Origin of the sequence: Streptomyces chartreusis NRRL 3882 (assembly GCF_900236475.1) — a bacterium.
Classification (GTDB): Bacteria; Actinomycetota; Actinomycetes; order Streptomycetales; family Streptomycetaceae; genus Streptomyces; species Streptomyces chartreusis_D.
In genome coordinates this window covers 8761129-8777250 of record NZ_LT963352.1, presented here as the reverse complement: position 1 = coordinate 8777250, position 16122 = coordinate 8761129, and the positions used below count along the sequence as shown (strand labels likewise).

The 16122-nt window shown below is 70.5% G+C and carries 16 protein-coding genes; 7 read left to right on the top strand and 9 right to left on the bottom strand.

All coding sequences use genetic code 11. The annotated features are described in order from the left end of the window. Positions 1–92: 92 nt before the first annotated feature. A complete protein-coding gene (locus tag SCNRRL3882_RS39515) occupies positions 93–875 on the bottom strand; it encodes a hypothetical protein (protein ID WP_040903000.1) in 783 nt (260 codons plus the stop codon). A 138-nt stretch (positions 876–1013) separates the two neighbouring features. Beyond that, positions 1014–1943, bottom strand: a complete 930-nt coding sequence (locus SCNRRL3882_RS39510) for a helix-turn-helix domain-containing protein (RefSeq protein ID WP_010038583.1) — start codon at positions 1941–1943, stop codon at positions 1014–1016. Between the two features lie 320 nt (positions 1944–2263). Between SCNRRL3882_RS39510 and SCNRRL3882_RS39505 the strand changes: the two genes are divergently transcribed. Next, complete coding sequence (locus SCNRRL3882_RS39505) at positions 2264–3130, top strand: SDR family oxidoreductase (RefSeq protein WP_010038582.1); 867 nt, start codon at positions 2264–2266, stop codon at positions 3128–3130. A gap of 212 nt (positions 3131–3342) precedes the next feature. Here SCNRRL3882_RS39505 and SCNRRL3882_RS39500 read toward each other — a convergent pair whose 3' ends face one another. Then, complete coding sequence (locus SCNRRL3882_RS39500; RefSeq protein WP_010038579.1) at positions 3343–4083, bottom strand: GntR family transcriptional regulator; 741 nt, start codon at positions 4081–4083, stop codon at positions 3343–3345. 213 nt (positions 4084–4296) lie between these two features. On the opposite strand from SCNRRL3882_RS39500, the gene SCNRRL3882_RS39495 reads away from it, so the two are divergent. The 5 genes from SCNRRL3882_RS39495 to SCNRRL3882_RS39475 are packed head-to-tail and all read left to right on the top strand — an operon-like array spanning position 4297 to position 9745. Next, positions 4297–5454: an ABC transporter substrate-binding protein gene (locus SCNRRL3882_RS39495; protein WP_010038577.1), complete on the top strand. Its 1158-nt coding sequence runs from the start codon at positions 4297–4299 to the stop codon at positions 5452–5454. Continuing rightward, positions 5451–6347, top strand: a complete 897-nt coding sequence (locus SCNRRL3882_RS39490; RefSeq protein ID WP_010038568.1) for an ABC transporter permease — start codon at positions 5451–5453, stop codon at positions 6345–6347. Before SCNRRL3882_RS39495 ends, SCNRRL3882_RS39490 begins: the two co-directional genes overlap by 4 nt. After that, the gene (locus SCNRRL3882_RS39485; RefSeq protein WP_010038566.1) at positions 6335–7150 is read left to right on the top strand and encodes an ABC transporter permease; all 816 of its coding nucleotides are present in this window, start codon (positions 6335–6337) and stop codon (positions 7148–7150) included. Before SCNRRL3882_RS39490 ends, SCNRRL3882_RS39485 begins: the two co-directional genes overlap by 13 nt. 2 nt (positions 7151–7152) lie before the next feature. Beyond that, positions 7153–8235 (top strand): ABC transporter ATP-binding protein, encoded by a 1083-nt coding sequence (locus SCNRRL3882_RS39480; RefSeq protein WP_010038564.1) that lies wholly within the window; start codon positions 7153–7155, stop codon positions 8233–8235. 46 nt (positions 8236–8281) lie between these two features. Beyond that, positions 8282–9745: an HAD-IA family hydrolase gene (locus SCNRRL3882_RS39475; protein WP_010038562.1), complete on the top strand. Its 1464-nt coding sequence runs from the start codon at positions 8282–8284 to the stop codon at positions 9743–9745. 133 nt (positions 9746–9878) lie between these two features. On the opposite strand, the gene SCNRRL3882_RS39470 is transcribed toward SCNRRL3882_RS39475, so the two are convergent. From SCNRRL3882_RS39470 to SCNRRL3882_RS39445, 6 genes are all read right to left on the bottom strand, one after another. After that, positions 9879–10046: a Dyp-type peroxidase domain-containing protein gene (locus SCNRRL3882_RS39470; RefSeq protein WP_010038560.1), complete on the bottom strand. Its 168-nt coding sequence runs from the start codon at positions 10044–10046 to the stop codon at positions 9879–9881. 374 nt (positions 10047–10420) lie between these two features. Further along, positions 10421–11146, bottom strand: coding sequence for a hypothetical protein (locus SCNRRL3882_RS39465; protein WP_010038557.1), 726 nt, complete (start codon positions 11144–11146; stop codon positions 10421–10423). Between the two features lie 224 nt (positions 11147–11370). Next, entirely contained in the window at positions 11371–13029 is a 1659-nt protein-coding gene (locus tag SCNRRL3882_RS39460; protein ID WP_010038554.1) for a penicillin-binding transpeptidase domain-containing protein, read from the bottom strand. A 168-nt stretch (positions 13030–13197) separates the two neighbouring features. After that, complete coding sequence (locus SCNRRL3882_RS39455) at positions 13198–13614, bottom strand: MerR family transcriptional regulator (protein WP_010038552.1); 417 nt, start codon at positions 13612–13614, stop codon at positions 13198–13200. Further along, positions 13611–14126: a hypothetical protein gene (locus SCNRRL3882_RS39450; RefSeq protein WP_158688403.1), complete on the bottom strand. Its 516-nt coding sequence runs from the start codon at positions 14124–14126 to the stop codon at positions 13611–13613. The genes SCNRRL3882_RS39455 and SCNRRL3882_RS39450 overlap by 4 nt, the downstream gene beginning before the upstream one ends. 84 nt (positions 14127–14210) lie before the next feature. Beyond that, positions 14211–14993 carry an alpha/beta fold hydrolase gene (locus SCNRRL3882_RS39445; RefSeq protein WP_010038547.1) on the bottom strand — a complete coding sequence of 261 codons (783 nt, stop codon included), beginning with the start codon at positions 14991–14993 and terminating at the stop codon, positions 14211–14213. A 299-nt stretch (positions 14994–15292) separates the two neighbouring features. Between SCNRRL3882_RS39445 and SCNRRL3882_RS39440 the strand changes: the two genes are divergently transcribed. Then, positions 15293–16117 (top strand): FAD binding domain-containing protein, encoded by an 825-nt coding sequence (locus tag SCNRRL3882_RS39440; protein WP_010038545.1) that lies wholly within the window; start codon positions 15293–15295, stop codon positions 16115–16117. Positions 16118–16122: the final 5 nt, after the last annotated feature.

Sequence of the window (16122 nt, the reverse complement as noted above, 5' to 3'; positions counted from 1 at the left end):
CGGGTGGCAGACCTCGCCGACACTTCCGCCGCGTGAGCCCGCTCGAGCCCGCTGCCGTCATGCGGCGACCGCATCGCTGCGGCCTTGCGCGCTCAAGCCCCCGCAGCGTCGCCTCGGGCGTGCCAATGGTGCTCGCAGAACCATCGACCGAAAAGGGCACCCCCGTAGAAGACGAACCCGACACCGATGAGCCAGGACTCCACCACGAGCACGACGCCGACAGTGCCGTAACTGATCGCGTTGGTCACGATGAGGGGCGTGAAGACGAAATAGGAGAAGGCGCGCAGCCCGCCCAGGGCCATCATGGTGGCGACCGCGCCAGGCAGCAGGTCGCGCCAGCGGACCTGGTTGCCCAGGAGGAAGTGCTGTCCCCACCAGAAGAACAGCACGCCCGTCACCGTCGACAGGGCGATCCGCTGCCAGCCGTGCAGCGCGGTCTGTGTCTTCTCTTGCTGGTAGAGATAGGCCGTCAGCGCGACCAACCAGAGCGCCTGCCGCCAGATGCGGTGCCACCGGCCGGGAGAGAGATTCCAGATGCGCTCGTAGGCGTTCTGCACGCTGCCCGCGAACGTCACTCCGAAGACGGCCAGCGCGATCCCACCCAACACGCTGGTGGTGCCGATCACCTTGCGCGGCGGACTGATGATCTCCGTCACCGCTTGGGCCGACCGTCCGGACAGGCCCATGCCGTCCACCAGCCAGGCCGCGAAACCTCCCCGTTCCAGTGGGTCGGCCGCGGCCACGACGATCAGCAGTGGCGCCAGCGTGACCAGGGCGAGGGTGGCAAACCCCATGGCCCGGTGCATCAGCTCCAGGTCACGAGCGCGCCGGATGAGCTCGTAGGCCGCGAGCCGGTCCCACGCGTGGTGGAGCATCCGCTGGTACCGGTTCACGGGCTGATTGTCGTCCGGCAGGCTCCCGCGCGCACGCTGGGTGACCGAGGGCGATCGGGCTCCGTGTCACGGACTGCTGCAACGAAGCTTCCAGATGGAATCGTCAACTGCGCGGTGCCTTCACTCCTGGCCGAGGGCCGCCGACGGTCCGGGGCCCTCGGCACGACCCCGGGCCCCGTGGCGAAAGTCGATCGGGGAACGGCCCGTGCGTTGCATGAAGTACTTGCTGAACTGGGAGGGCGTGACGAAACCGAGGCGGTCCGAGATCTGGGCGGCGGTCTCATCGCCGTGCGCCAGCAGACGCTTCGCCTCCAGCACGACCCGGCGGTCGATGAACTCCTTCGCGCCGAGCCCAGCGCCCGCCAGGGTCGCCCGGGCGAGGGTGCGCCCCGAATAGCCGAGCATGCGGGCGTAGTCCTCCACCCGTCGAGTGGCGGTGAAGTGCCGTTCGACCGCGTCACGGAACCGCACGTAGGTCTCGTCCGGCTCCGTAGCGGGGCCGCCGACCGGGACGGTGAGATGGGCCAGCCGCAGCAGCAGGACGGCGAGGAGGTGACGCAGGGTTGCGATGTGCACTTCAAGAGGCAGGCGACCGAGCGCCTGGAACTCGCCGCTCAGGTGTTCCGCGGCCATGGCCACCGCCCCGGCGTCGGCGGCGACGGGGGCGATGACGACCGGGGCGTGCGGGTCGTCGACCCGGGCGGCCGTCGCCGTGGCCGGGTCCAGCACGTCCTGCTGGAAGAGGATCAGAGTGCCCTCGGCCTTGGCGAGGTCGCCCCACTGATGCACCTGCCCCGGGCGCACCCACAGCCAGGAGCCCGGCCGCAGGGCGTAGCCGTTGAAATCGACGACGTGCCGGAGGTCGCCCGCGGTGAGAGTGAGCAGGTGATGGAAGTCGGGGCGCTGGGGTCGCACGAGGGTGCCCTCAGAGACGCGCCGCCGTAGCTCGGCCAGCGACATGACCTCGACACCGGCGGGAGTGCCCGCGGGCGCGGCGAACGCGACTGCGGGGACCTCACGCACGGAGTGGTGTCGGTTTTTGGCCATCATCAGTCGGAAGTTTATCCGGCTTTCCGAGCGCTGTCTTCGTACGTTGGTCGTGCCGCTGCGGAAACGGAACATCTCCCTGGCGGAAATCGGAAAGGACGGCACATGGCGACGACAGGAGAGAGGGCGCGGCTGACCTACGTCTTCGACCCCTACTGCGCGACCGCGTCGCGCCCACGGACGGCACCTTGCTCGTGCTGGAGATCTGTGCCGGATTCAATACTCCCGGCGTGATCCGCGTGGCCCATGGAGAGCCTGGTACGCCAGACCCCTCGGACCTGCCTCATCCGGTTCGCTCCCGACGTCCCTTTCGGAGTCACGACATGTCCCAGGTATCCGAGGTAACCGTCCCCACGACCGTCGTCACCGGCTCCACCGGCCGACTCGGCGGTCGCGTCGCCCGGCGACTGGCCGAGCGGGGCGTCCCGCAGAAACTCCTGACCCGGAACCCTGCACGCGCTCCACGGCTGACCGCGGCGGTCCCCGTGCGCGGCGACTACGCCGACCAGGACGCCGCGCGTGAGGCCCTCGCCGGCACCCGCACCGTCTTCATGGTCTCCGCCTCCGAGAGCGCCGACCGGCTCGCCCAGCACAAGACGTTCGTGGACGCCGCGTCGGAGGCAGGCGTCCAGCACCTGGTGTACGTCTCCTTCTACGGTGCGGCACCCAGCGCCACCTTCACCCTGGCGCGCGACCACTTCCACACCGAGCAGCACATCCGCGCCAGCGGCCTGGCGTACACCTTCCTCCGGGACAACTTCTACGCGGAGTTCGTCCCCGACCTCGTCGGCGAGGACGGTGTCATCCGCGGCCCGGCCGGGCACGGACGCGCCGCGTTCGTCGGCCAGGACGACATCGCCGACGCCGCCGCCGCGGTGCTTTCCGGGCCCGACGACCATGCGGGCCTCACCTACGACCTGACCGGGCCCGAGTCCCTCACCCTGGACGAAGCGGCCGGGATCCTGTCCGAGCAGCTCGGACGCCCCGTCACCTACCAGCAGGAGACGGTCGAGGAGGCCTTCGCCTCCCGCGCCTCCTACGGCGCCCCGCCGTGGCAGCTGGAGGCCTGGGTGTCCACCTACACCGCCATCGCGTCCGGCGAACTCGACGGTGTCAGCGACGCCGTACCCCGCCTCACCGGCCACCCCGCCACGCCCCTCGCCGAGGTCGTCCGCACCGCAGGAGGATGACCCACACCGCCGTCGGACGTCATCGCGTGAGTTGTGATCCACCCGCCGGCGGCCCGGCCGGTCCTGCACACCGTCGGCCCTGTCGTCAGGCCCGTCCGCACGCGCGTGACGCAGGGGCTCGCCGCCTCCTAGCGCGTGTTCGAGACGACGACGAACAGGCCTACGGGAATGCCCCCGGCGTAAGTGCCCCCCCATGACGGGCGGTACGCCGGCTAACCCGCCGTGTTGCGCGCCAACGCGTTGTTCCCCGTCGAGTTGTGCACGCTGAAGCTCACGGCGTCCGAGCGGTAGCGGTCGTCCGACCACTCCACGGGGCGCCCTTCGCGCGTGGTCGTGACCCTGCGGACCCTGAGCAACAGGCTGGTCCGGCGGATGCCGAGCAGTTCTGCGTCCTGGGCACCGGCCGCGACCGCGTCGATGACGTGCTCGCCGTAGGCGAAGACCAGCCCTGTGTCGTCGTAGAGGCGCTGGGTGACCGAGGGGCAGTCGGGCTCGATCGTCTCGACGGCCGGGGAGATCCAGTCCGCGTAGACCGTGCGTTCCAGCAGCACCGGTTCGCCGTCCAGGCCGCGCACGCGCAGGACGTGCAACACCGGGGTGCGCTCGAGGAGTTGCAGGCGTACTGCGTCGTGGGCCGTCGCCGGGCGGTAGTCCTGGGCGATTACACGTCCGGTCGCCTCGCGACCCATGGCGCGCGCCCACTGGGCGAAGCTGCGCAGTTCCGCGAAGCTCTGGCTGCGGCGGCCGGCCAGCACCACGCGGCGGGCGCCCTGGCGGGAGCCGATGAGGCCCTCGGCGGTCAGGGCGGCTACGGCCTGGCGGATCGTGCCGCGCGAGACGCCGTAGTGGGCGGCGAGCTCGGTCTCGGCGGGCAGTCGGCTGCCGACTGTGTACTCCTCGCGGTCGATCGCTCGCCGCAGTTCGTCGGCGATCTGCTCGTGTCGCGCCGTCATGCTTCCCCTCTGAGTCGGCCGCTGTGCACAGCGTGAGCAGCCTAATCGAGTTCCGGCGGGGCTTCGTTCCGGGTGCGACTACAGAGCAAATCTGGGGGAAACCTTGTGCCGGAGTTCACGGGCAGGACATCTGGGGCGGGCCTACTTGGGGCCAACTTGTTCAGACAAGTCACTCCCTGCCTTCTCATCCCTCGCGCGTCCCCTGGAGCAGCCGTGTCCGAGTCCCTGCCGAGAACAGCCGTCCTTGGCGGTTCCCTCGCCGTCGTCGCCGCGCTCGCCCTGAGCGCCTGCGGCGCAGCCCCCGACAACGCGTCGGCCACCGCCGACGGCAAGAGCGCCGCGACCGTCACCTCCGCAGCCGGCTTCGGCGGCATGGACAAGCTGGTCGCCGCGGCGAAGAAGGAGGGCACGCTGCACGCCATCGCACTGCCCCGGGACTGGGCCAACTACGGCGCCCTCATCGACGGCTTCCAGAAGAAGTACGGCATCAAGGTCCAGGTCGAGAACCCGGACGGCTCCAGCCAGGACGAGATCAACGCCGTCACCTCGCGCAAGGGCCAGGACCGCGCCCCGGACGTCCTCGACCTCGGCAGCTCCTTCGCGCTCAGCGCGGCCCAGCAGGGGCTGCTCGCGCCGTACAAGGTGCAGGGCTTCGCCGACATCCCCGAGGGACAGAAGGACACCCAGGGCCGCTGGTACAACGACTACGGCGGGTACATCTCCATCGGCTGCGACGCCAAGCGGGTCAAGCAGTGCCCGACCACCTTCAAGGACCTGCTCAAGCCGCAGTACAAGGGCCAGGTCGCCCTCAACGGCAACCCCACCAAGTCGGGGTCGGCCTTCGCCGGCGTGTACGCGGCCGCACTCGCGAACGGCGGCTCCTTCGACAACATCCAGCCCGGCCTCGACTTCTTCGCCAAGCTGAAGAAGAACGGCAACTACACGCCCGTGGAGTCGACGCCGGCCACCGTCGAGAAGGGCGAGACGCCCATCAGCATCGACTGGGACTACCTCAACGCCGGATACGCCGACGAGTTCGACTCCAAGGGCCTGGACTGGAAGGTGACGGTCCCGAGCGACGGCAAGTTCGCCCAGTACTACTCCCAGGCCATCAACAAGGACGCCCCGCACCCGGCGGCGGCCCGCCTGTGGGAGGAGTACCTCTACAGCGCCGAGGGCCAGAACCTGTGGCTCAAGGGATACGCCCGTCCCGCGCTGATGGCCGCCATGGAGAAGGCCGGCACCCTCGACAAGACGGCCGCCGCCAAGCTGCCCAAGGTCTCGGGTACGCCCGCCTTCCCGACCGAGGCCCAGCAGGACAAGGCGAAGACGGCCCTCGCCGAGGGCTGGGGGAAGGCCGTCTCCGGATGACCGCCACCCTCCCGAGGGCCGGTGCGGCGCCCGTCGCTTCGATGCGGCGGCGGGGCCGCGCCCCCGGCCTCTTCTCCGTCCTTCCGCTGCTCGTCTTCACGGCGATCGCCTTCGGCCTGCCCGCCGTGGCCATGCTGAACGGCGCGTTCACCGTGAAGGACCAGGCCACCGGTGCCGCGACCTACAGCCTGGCCAACATGACGGCCTCGCTGCGGGGGCCGTACCTGACCGCACTGCTCGGCAGCATCAAGCTGTCCGCCGTCTCCGCCGCCATCGCCGCCGCCGTCGGCCTGCCGCTCGCCCAGGTCGTGGTGACCTCCCGGTTCCGCGCGCTGCGCGAGGCCGTGCTCACCGCGTCCGGTGTGCTCGCCAACTTCGGCGGTGTCCCGCTGGCCTTCGCCTTCGTCGCGACGCTCGGCAACGCGGGCGTACTGACCCGGCACCTGGGGCTGACGGCCGCCGGCTGGGACCTGTACAGCTTCTGGGGCCTGGTGATCGTTTACCTGTACTTCCTGATCCCGCTGATGGTCCTCACCATCACCCCGGCCCTGGAGGGTTTGCGCTCCCAGTGGCGCGAGGCCGCCCACAACAACGGCGCCACCACCCTCCAGTACTGGCTGCACGTGGCCCTGCCGGTCCTCGCGCCCTCGCTGCTCGGCGGGCTGGTGCTGCTGTTCGGCAGCGCCTTTGCCGCGTACGCCACCGCCGCGGCCATGGTGGGCAGTTCCGTGCCGCTGGTCACCCTGCAGATCGCGGACGCCCTGTCCGGGAACGTGCTGGTCGGCCAGGAGAACGTGGCGCTGGCCCTCAGCCTCGACATGGTCCTCGTCGCCGCCCTGGTGATGGCCGTGTACCTGCCCCTGCAACGGAGGAGCGCGCGATGGCTCGCCTGAACCTGTGGCGCTGGGGCGTCCTGGCCTGCACCGGCCTGTACTTCCTGGTGCCGCTGGCCGCGTCCGTCGTCTTCACCATCGACGTCCCCGGCCAGGGCTTCACCTTCGACGCCTACACGCGGATCCTCTCCACCGGCGGCTTCGGCTCCAGCCTGCTTCTCTCCCTGGAGCTGGCCGCCGCCACCATCGTGCTCGTCCTGCTTGTGATGGTGCCCGCCGTGGTCGCGCTCCGGCTGGGCGCACCCGCACTGCGGCCGGTCGTCGAGGTGGTCTGCTCCCTGCCGCTGGTGGTGCCGCCGATCGCGTTCGTCGCCGGCATCGGCACCGTCCTGAAGTGGGGGCCCGACCACCTCTCGCGCACCCCGCTGTTCCAGACCTTCGTGGCGATCCAGAACCCCGGCTTCCCGTTCGTGCTGGTCCTCGCCTACGTCGTGATGGCGCTGCCCTTCGTGTACCGGGCGCTGGACGCCGGGCTGCGCGCCATCGACGTACGCACCCTCGTCGAGGCGGCCCGCAGCTGCGGTGCGAGCCGCACGCAGGCGCTGGTCCAGGCCGTGCTGCCGAATCTGCGCGGGGCGCTGCTCAACGCCTCCTTCCTCACCCTGGCGCTGGTGCTCGGCGAGTTCACCGTCGCCCAGCTGCTCGGCTTCCAGCCGTTCGCCGTGTGGATCGTGAACGTCAGCGGTTCGCAGGCCCAGCTGTCCGTCGCCGTCTCCGTGCTCAGCCTGCTCGTCACCTGGGCACTGCTCCTCGCACTCGCCGGCGTCGGCGGGCGTAACCGAACCGCTTCCTCCCGGGGATGAACATGACCGCCACCATCGCCGGCCCGCCCGAGAAGGCAACCGCCACGGGCCAGGCCGCCACCGTCGAATTCCGGGGCCTGCGCCGCGAGTTCGGTTCGACCGTCGCCCTCGACGGACTCGACCTGGCCGTGCGGCCGGGCGAGCTACTCGCGCTGCTCGGCCCGTCCGGCTGCGGCAAGACCACCGCCCTGCGCGTGCTCGCCGGATTCGAGCAACACGACGCCGGTGCCGTGCTGGTCGACGGCCAGGACGTCACCCGCGTCCCGGCCCACCGCCGCGACGCCGGAATGGTCTTCCAGTCGTACAGCCTCTTCCCGCACCTCAACGCCGTCGACAACGTCGCCTTCGGGCTGCGCATGCGCAAGGTGAGTACCGGCAAACGTCGGGAGCGGGCCGCGGAGCTGCTCGACCTGGTGGGCCTCGGCGACCAGGGCGGCCGTTTCCCGCACCAGCTCTCCGGCGGGCAGCAGCAGCGCGTCGCACTCGCCCGCGCTCTCGCCCTGCGCCCGCGCGTCCTGCTGCTCGACGAACCTCTGTCGGCGCTCGACGCCAAGGTGCGCCTGACCCTGCGCGAGGAGATCCGCCGCCTCCAGCAGGAGCTCGGCATCACCACCCTGTTCGTCACACACGACCAGGAGGAGGCCCTGTCCATGGCCGACCGGGTCGCGGTCATGCGCGCCGGGAAGCTCGAACAGTGCGCTCCCCCGGCCGAGTTGTACGGCCGCCCCGCCACCGCCTTCGTCGCCGAGTTCGTGGGCACCATGAGCCGGATCCCCGGGCGGCTGCACGGCACGACCGTCGAGGTCCTCGGCCGGCGGCTCCCGGTCGACGGGCAGGCACCCGCGACGCCGGAGGTGGACGTACTGGTGCGGCCCGAAGCGGTCCATGTCGCGGCGGACGAGCACGGCGACGCCCGCGTGCTTGCCGCGGCCTTCCTCGGCGCGGCCACCCGTCTCACCGTACGGCTCGCGGACGGCACCGAGGTCAAGGCCGACCTGCCCACCCACGAGGCCGCCGCGCTCGGCGTGGGGACCACCGTACGAGTGTCGCTGCCCGATCGGCCGGTGCTGGTGGCCGAACGCTGAAGCTCATCGCACAAGCCCCCCACCGGAAAGAGAGAAAGAGAGAACCGTGACTCGACTCCCGCTCCAGGCTGTCCTGTTCGACATGGACGGCACGCTCGTCGACACCGAGCGGCTGTGGTGGGAGGCGGTGGAACAGGTCGCGGGCCGGGAGCTGACCACGGCGGACCAGCCGGAGGTGCTCGGCCGGCCGGTCGAGCACACCGCCGCGTGGCTTGCCGCGGCCACGGGCCGGCCGCCCGCCGAGCTCGCCGCCGCGCTGCACCGGGAGTTCAGCGACCGCGTCCACACGGGCATCGTGCCCCGCCCCGGTGCCATCGGCCTCCTCGACGCCCTCGCCCGCGACGGTATTCCGACCGCCCTGGTCACCGCCTCCCCCCGAGCTGTCGCCGACACCGTCCTTGCCGCCCTCGGCACCCACCGCTTCGCGGTCTCCGTCACCGCCGACGACACCGTGCGCACCAAACCGGCTGCCGACCCCTATCTCGCCGCATGCCATGCCCTCGCCGCCGACCCTGCCCGATGTGTGGCCGTCGAGGACACCCAGACGGGCGTCATCTCTGCCGAGGCCGCCGGCTGCGCGGTGCTCGCGGTGCCGTCCCTGGCGCCGATCGCCAGGGCGGCAGGGCGGACGGTGCTGGACAGCCTCGAAGGGGTCACCCCGCAGCGGCTGCGCGCCATGCTGCCCCGCGAGTTGCGCGTGCTCAGCTGGAACCTCTGGCACGGCGGGACGCAGGTGGACGACCACCGGGCCAAGCAGCTCAAGGTCATCCTGGACACCGGGGCCGACGTCGTCGGCCTGCAGGAAACAGGTGGCAGCGCCGCCCGGGAACTCGCCGAGGCGCTCGGCTGGCACCACCACGCGGCAGGCCAGAATCTCGGCGTCATCAGCCGCCACCCGATCATCGCCCGCCTCGGCGACCCCGGCGTCGGCTTCTACGGCGCGGCCGGCGCCCGCATCCTTGTCGACGAGGCTCATGAGGTCGACGTCTGGACAACCCACCTCCACCACACGCCCTACGGCCCCTACGAAGCAGCCTTCGACGGACTCCCCGCGGCCGAACTGATCGCCCACGAGGAGGTCCGGCTCGCGCAGATGCGGGACACCCTGCGATGGATCGCGCGGTCGGCCGCCGACACCACGCCCGTGATTCTCACCGGGGACTTCAACACCCCCTCCCACCTGGACTGGCCGGACGTCGCATGGCCGGTGACACAGGCCGCCGAGGAGGCCGGCCTGCGCGACTCCTACCGCGAGGCCCACCCCGACCCGGCCACCGACCCCGGCCACACCTGGTCCCCCGTCCACCCCGAACACGAGGACGGCAGCGGCCGCCCCGAGCCCCAGGACCGCATCGACTACGTCCTCCACAACGGACAGGGCCTGAAGGTCCTCGACTCCCGCACCATCGTCAGCGGCACCCCACGCGCGTGGCCCGACGTCACCGACAACGACTGGCCATCGGACCACGCCGCGGTACTCACGGCCTTCACCCTGCTCCGCGCGGAGTGACCGGCAGCGTCCGTCATCACGGCGTCGGGTGGAGCCGCTCCCGACCGCGCCCGACGACGACAGCCGGAAACACCGCGCCGCGCCGAGTCACATCGGTGGCGTCAAGCGGTTGCCCGCTGCCTGCGGCGCCGATTCAGGTAGGTTTCCGTGGCGCCGGCGAACCCGCATTCCGCCCCGGGGTGTGCCGCGCGATGTCACGCAGGGCGTGCAGCACGGTGTCAGGGTCGTCGGCGTGCAACTGGAGGCTGAGGTCGCCGCGGCACCAGTCCGGCTGGAGGTCGTGGTCGGGGAAGGAAGGCATCGCGGTCAGACGGCGGGGCCCGACCCGCCGAGGCCGAAGCGGTCGTCGAAGAGGCTCAGTCGGGTGAGAGGCATCCACCCGTCCCCGTGGCGGAAGCCGTCGAGAGTGCCCTGTGCGCGGTCCAACCTCCTTTCGCGACCGGCAGATCGGCATACCGGGTGGGGAACTGCACAGTGTCCTCGGCGAGACCGATGACGCCCCACAGACGCGGCGACCTTCGCCCGAGGCCGGAACACACCATTCCGGCCTCCCCGGGTCGTACCGTTCGTGACCGCGTCATGCTAGGCACGAGCCTTTGCTCGAACGGTCGTCCATGGGAACCCATGACCAGGAGTTCCCTCCCGGTTCCACCGGACGGCGCCGCGCGAGCGGGTTCAGCTTTGGCCGGCCGTGTCGCTCACTCTTTTCACAGAGGCCAGGACGTGCTGTGCGAGCCTCTTGGCGCTCGCAGCACCGTTGTCACCGCCGTCCGTGGACAGCACGCTGACGACTGCCGTGCCCGCGCGGGCGGCGATCAGCGTGGTGCCGCTTTCCCAGGCACTGTCGGTGAGCGTGATGGTGTACGCCTCGTCTCCGAGCCCGGTCGTGGAGGCGCCGGTGACCTTCACGGTGCTGTGGGTGTCGGCGTCGGTGTAGCTCGGGCACGCGGCGGCGACCTTCGCCACGTCCTTCATCACGTCCGCGGCCGTAGTGCCGCGGTAGACGTCGATCTCCTGGTCGAGCTCGGCGGACGTGTTCTTGTTGATGTGGGAGTCCTGTGCGAACGACACACCCTCCACGCCGGTGAGGCTGATCCAGCTGGTGGCTGCGAGATCGGCGCAGTGCGGCCTGGTGGCGCTCTTGGTGGCCGGTGCCTGGTAGGTGTCGCCGGTGTCCCGGGCGAGGCCGGGGTCGGCGGCGAAGCCGGACGGGAAGTACGACGCGGGAGCCAGGGCCTTCTTCAGCTGTGTGCCCGTCAGCAGACCGGCGTTGGGGTCCTTGGGCTTGGCCGGTGCGGTGGCCGCGGACGTATCGGCGGACGAGGCGGACGAGCAGGAGGCCAGGGCCAACGGGAGTGCCGCAGCGGCGAGCACCGTCAAGGCACGGGACGACAGACGCATGGAGGTCCTTGAAGAGAGGTACAGAGTGCGCCACGCCGAAGTGGGGGGGCCGGGACTGCTTGCATCCCACCATCGAGGATGCGTCCGGGAACGAGCGGGCGGGGCCCGGAAGTCAGCGGCCCGGCCGGACTGTAAAGCACCTACGGCCACGAACGAATGTGTGATCAGCCAAGGCTCGGTCAAGAGCGGTGCCGAAACACACCGGCCACCTGGCTCGGGGCGGGTTACTCCACGGACAGCAGGTCGTGCACGACGTATCCGGCGGAGTCCACGCCGGAGCTGCCGCCTTCCACAAGCGCCGCGACGGCGATGCGGGAGTCGTACGCCGTCAGCCAGCCGTTGGTGTGGTCGCCTTCCTCCGCGGTGCCCGTCTTGGCGCCGACGCCCGCCAGTCCGGCGAGGCGCGGTGCCGCCGTGCCGCTGGTGGCCACACTGCGCATCATCGACTGCAGATAGCCGGCCGTGCGGGCGGAGATGGGGCGGGACGCGGTGTCCTGGTGCTGCCCGGGCAGGATGATCGGCTGCTCGAAGCCCGCGTTGCGTACGGTCGCCGCCACCGAGGCCATGAAAAGCGGTGTGGCCGTGACCTTGCCCTGACCGATGAACTGGGCCGCCTGGTCACCGCCCTCGATGTCCGGCGGGATGCTCGGGTCGGTGGTGGCGACACCGCCCCCGATGGACCAGCTGCCCATGCCGAAGACGTTCACCGCCTCGTCGTGCAGGGCGGAGGCGTCTCCGTCATGCACGAGGTAGTGGAAGCCGTCCTTGATGAAAGAGGTGTTGCAGGACACCCTGAACGCCTGGGCGATCGTGGAGCCGGGGTCGGCCCTCACTCCCGGGTCGTTGTGGAACAGCTGGCTGTCGGCCATGAGCGAGTCCGTACAGGGCGCCGGACTGCTCGGTGTGAGACCCGCCTGGTCGAACAGGGCCGCCGAGCTGATGATCTTCATGGTGGAGCCGGGCGACTTGATGCCGTTGATGGCGATGTCGCCGTCCGCGCCCGTGTGCGCGATCGCGAGGATGTGGCCGGTTCGCCAGTCGAGCGCCACCGTCCCTGCGGGCCGGTCCTGGAGATGAGCGTCCTTCACCGCGGTTTCGGCCACCGACTGAAGACGGGCGTCGATCGTGGTCCTCACGACGGCAGCCCGCCCCTTGGAGAAGACCTTCAGCGTCTTGACGCCCGCGCCGGTACCGTCGACCACGGCCACGCCCGTGCCGGGTGTTCCGCCTGTGGGCTTGGCGTTCTTGCGGATCACCGTCGTGATGTCCCGCAGGGACGGGTAGGCGGACAGGTCCGTCTTTCCGTCGCCGGCGACCACCTTCACGGTGGTGGTGTCGGCCGGCAGCTTGCCTGCGGTCAGCGACTGGTCGTCGCCCAGGCCCGGGTAGAGCACCGAGTTGTTCCAGTGGGCCGCCAGCACACCGTCTGTGCTCTTCCGCACCGCCACCGCGCTGGGGTAGTTCCACGTGCCGCCCGCGACCTGGGCGGTGACGTCGAAGGTGACCTTGGTGGCGCCCTGCGTGACCGTCGAGGGCCCCACCGAGTGAATGTGATCGAACGACAGCTTCTTCAGGTGCAGGCCGTTCGTGTATCCCCGCAATGCCGTTGCGGCCGTGCCCGGCAGATCGGTTTCGTCGGCCGCGCCGCCGAGGTCCTGCTTGGACCAGCCGTCCAGGAACGCGCGGGTCAACCTGACGGCTTCGGCGTCCGTCGGCGGCGTGCTCGACACGGCTGACGCGTCGAACGTGCGCGCCGCCTTTGTCCGAACGTCACCCCCGGAACCGGAGGTCAGGGCATGCACCATGTTGTAGGCGCCGATTCCGCAGACGACGACCAGCGCGGTGCACGTACCGGCTAGGCCGATCTTCGCAACTCTGTTCACACGCCGGATCGTATGCACGTTCCATATACGCATATGCAGATCTTGGGTGGATCATTACCGGATCGATAGGACAACCGGCACCGGCCGGGGGCTCACGCGCCGTGACCGAGCTGACGGCCCGGGGTATGAGGGAAACGGTCCGTCACCGGCCCGTCACCTCAGGCTTGATCACGAGCCGGGGGCGGAGCCGGTCCCTGGTCCCGCCCCGGTCAGGGCCGCCTCGACGGGGCACGCGCAGTCGCCGTCTGCGGCACCGTCCGCCAGCGCCGCGAGGGCCTCGCGCATCCGCGCAAGGTCGGCGATGCGTGAGTCGAGGTCCGCGAGCTTGGCTTCGACGACGGCGCGCAGGCGCGATGACGGGACGACGCCCTTCTCCGAGAGCGTCAGGAACGCCGCGACGTCCCCCATGCCGAATCCCAGCCGTTGTGCCCGCTGCACGAAACGGGCGCGGCGGACATCCTCCTCCGAGTAGCGGCGGTATCCGGAGTGCGGGTCTCGCTCTGGGGAGAGGAACCCGCGCCGCTCGTAGTAGCGCAGAGTGCTCACCGGCACGCCGGCGGCGCGGGCGGCGTCGGTTGGCGTCATGGGTTCACAGTCTCTCGGGGGCTGATGGCACGTGCTCGCCGTGTCCGGAGCAACTCCCGCCCCTGCGCGAGCAGGAAGCCGATCTCGATCACGAGGAAGACCGCGAGCGCGAGCGTTACGCCGGCGGTCAGGGCATACATCATCAGCAAGGCGAAGGCCGCCCGTCCAGCGGTGTCGGCCGCTGCGGTCACGACGTCGGCGCGCACCAGGCGCACCACCGCCCACATCGTCACCAGGACGCCGAAGAAGTTGACGAACAACAGGTGCTCCGGCCCGAATCCGGCCGGTGCGCGTCCTGGCAGGCCGAGGGCGGTGTGCACGGCGCTGACCCCGTCGATGGCGAGCGGTGCTGTCAAAGGGGTCGCGAACACGGGCGCGACGGCGAGGTCGTAAAGAGCGCCGATCCGGACGGGGTCGGTCCGCAGGCGGCGGTTGGGATGCGTCATGCCGGCAACGGTGCACCCTGCACCGCGGTGCAGGGTCAAGCCCAGCCCGACACCGACCATGTTCAAGCAGGACGCCGGGCTACTCGGCCCAGGCGTCCGCCACACCTTCGGACCTTCGGTGCCCCATCCCTCTCCGCACCGTACTGCCCGTCAGGCCGCAGCCCGCCGTACCGGGAACATCGTCGGTACGGGATCGTTCGTGAGGAAATCGAGAATGAGCCGGTTGACCTGCTCGGGCTTCTCCATCGGCAGCGCGTGAGAGGTCCCCGGGACGACGGCCAGTTCGGAGTGGGGGATCGCGCGATAGAGGGCAATCGTGTGCTCGAGTGTCGTCAGGTCGTCGTCACCGACGAGGACGAGTGTGGGCGCACTGATACGAGCCAGGTCGTCGGTGGAGATGGTGGGCTGCGTACGGATCATGTCGACCACCTTGTTCACGACGACCGGCCAGTGGTCGGCGCCGTCGGGCGACGCGGCTTCGTACATCCCCCGGAACGCCGCCATGTCGGGGGCATCCGCCGACATGTGGTCCAGCAACGCCGGCGCCGCGGAGCATTCCGGGGCGGGGAGGAAGTTGGCCCCCATGGCCACTACCTTCCGGACCAGGTCGGGGCGTGCGATGGCGACGAGCAACGCGACGATCCCGCCGTCGCTCCAGCCGACGAGATGGGCGGGGCCGCCGACGACCGACTCGATGAAGGCGACGGTGTCGTCAGCCATGTCCTGATACGAAAGTGGCCCTTCGACGTCGGGCGTATGCCCGTGTCCGCGACGCTCGGGCAGGATCAGGCGGTACCGCGCCGCGAGGTCGGCTCGCTGGGCGCCCCAGGTCTCGTTCGTACAGAGGCCGCCGTGGAGAAGGAGCAACGGATCACCAGCGCCTTCCGCCTCGTACCACGTCTTCACGCCGGGTAGCTCAACGTATTCGCCCACCGTCCAGGCCCTTCCGCAGTGCAGCCGCTCACGGTCAGTATCCGCCGCCGATCGGACAAGCCGCAACGCGACAGATCGGGAACTCGCAGGTGGCAGGCCCTCAGCATCACCCGGTCAGCCCCCTTTGCCGGGCATCGCCGCCGGGGAGCCTAGCTGTGCACCGAGGACCGAGTGCCGGCCGGGAGATCTGCGGGGAGCACGATGAGCGAGTCACGTCCGGGTCGAGAACGCGTTCTTGCCGTAGGGATGGCCGTTGCCCGTTCGGGACGGCTGGCGACCCTGAAGCCTGGGAGCGGGCCATGGATCTGACGGCAGTGCGTGAGGTCGTCGACGGGCGGATCCCGTTGCCCTGGCGGCAGGGGGACGCCTGGCTGGCCGGCGGCACGACCCTGTTCGCCGAACCCCGGCCCGGCCTTCGGCGGCTGCGCGATCTGACCACCCATGGGTGGCCGCCGCTCACCGTGACCGAGGCGGGGATCGAGGTGGCGGCCACCTGCACGATCACCGAGCTGCTGGCGTTCGCCGAAACGCCCGGCACACGGTGGCCGTCGGGGCGGGCGCTGATCGCCGGCTGCTGCCGGGCGTTCTCGTCGTCCTTCAAGGTGTGGAACACCGCGACGGTGGGAGGCAACCTGTGCGCCGCCCTGCCGGCCGGCCCCATGATCTCCATGGCCGTGGCGCTGAGCGGCACCTGCCGGGTACGGGGCCTGGACGGAGCAGAGCGTGTCATGCCCGTCCAGGACTTCGTCACGGGGCCCGGGTCCACTGGATTGGCTCCGGGTGAGCTGCTGCGCTCGCTCACGCTGCCGGCCGGAGCACTCGCCGCGCGCAGTCTGATGCGCAGGGTCAACACACACGCGTGGGGCAGGTCGGTGGCCCTGGTCACCGGCACCCGGGGTCGGGAGGAAGGGCGGCTGAGCGTCACCGTCACCGCCGCCACGACCCGACCGGTGACCGTCGTATTCGAGTGCGTGCCGTCCCCTGACGAGCTGCGCGGCAGCCTGTTGTCCGCGCTCCCTCGCCGTCTCCTCCTGGACGATGTCCACGGGCGGCCGCCTTGGCGCCGGCACCTGGCCGTGCACCTGGCCGAAAAGGTCCGCAGCACCCTGGCCGAGGAGAGGTGACCCCG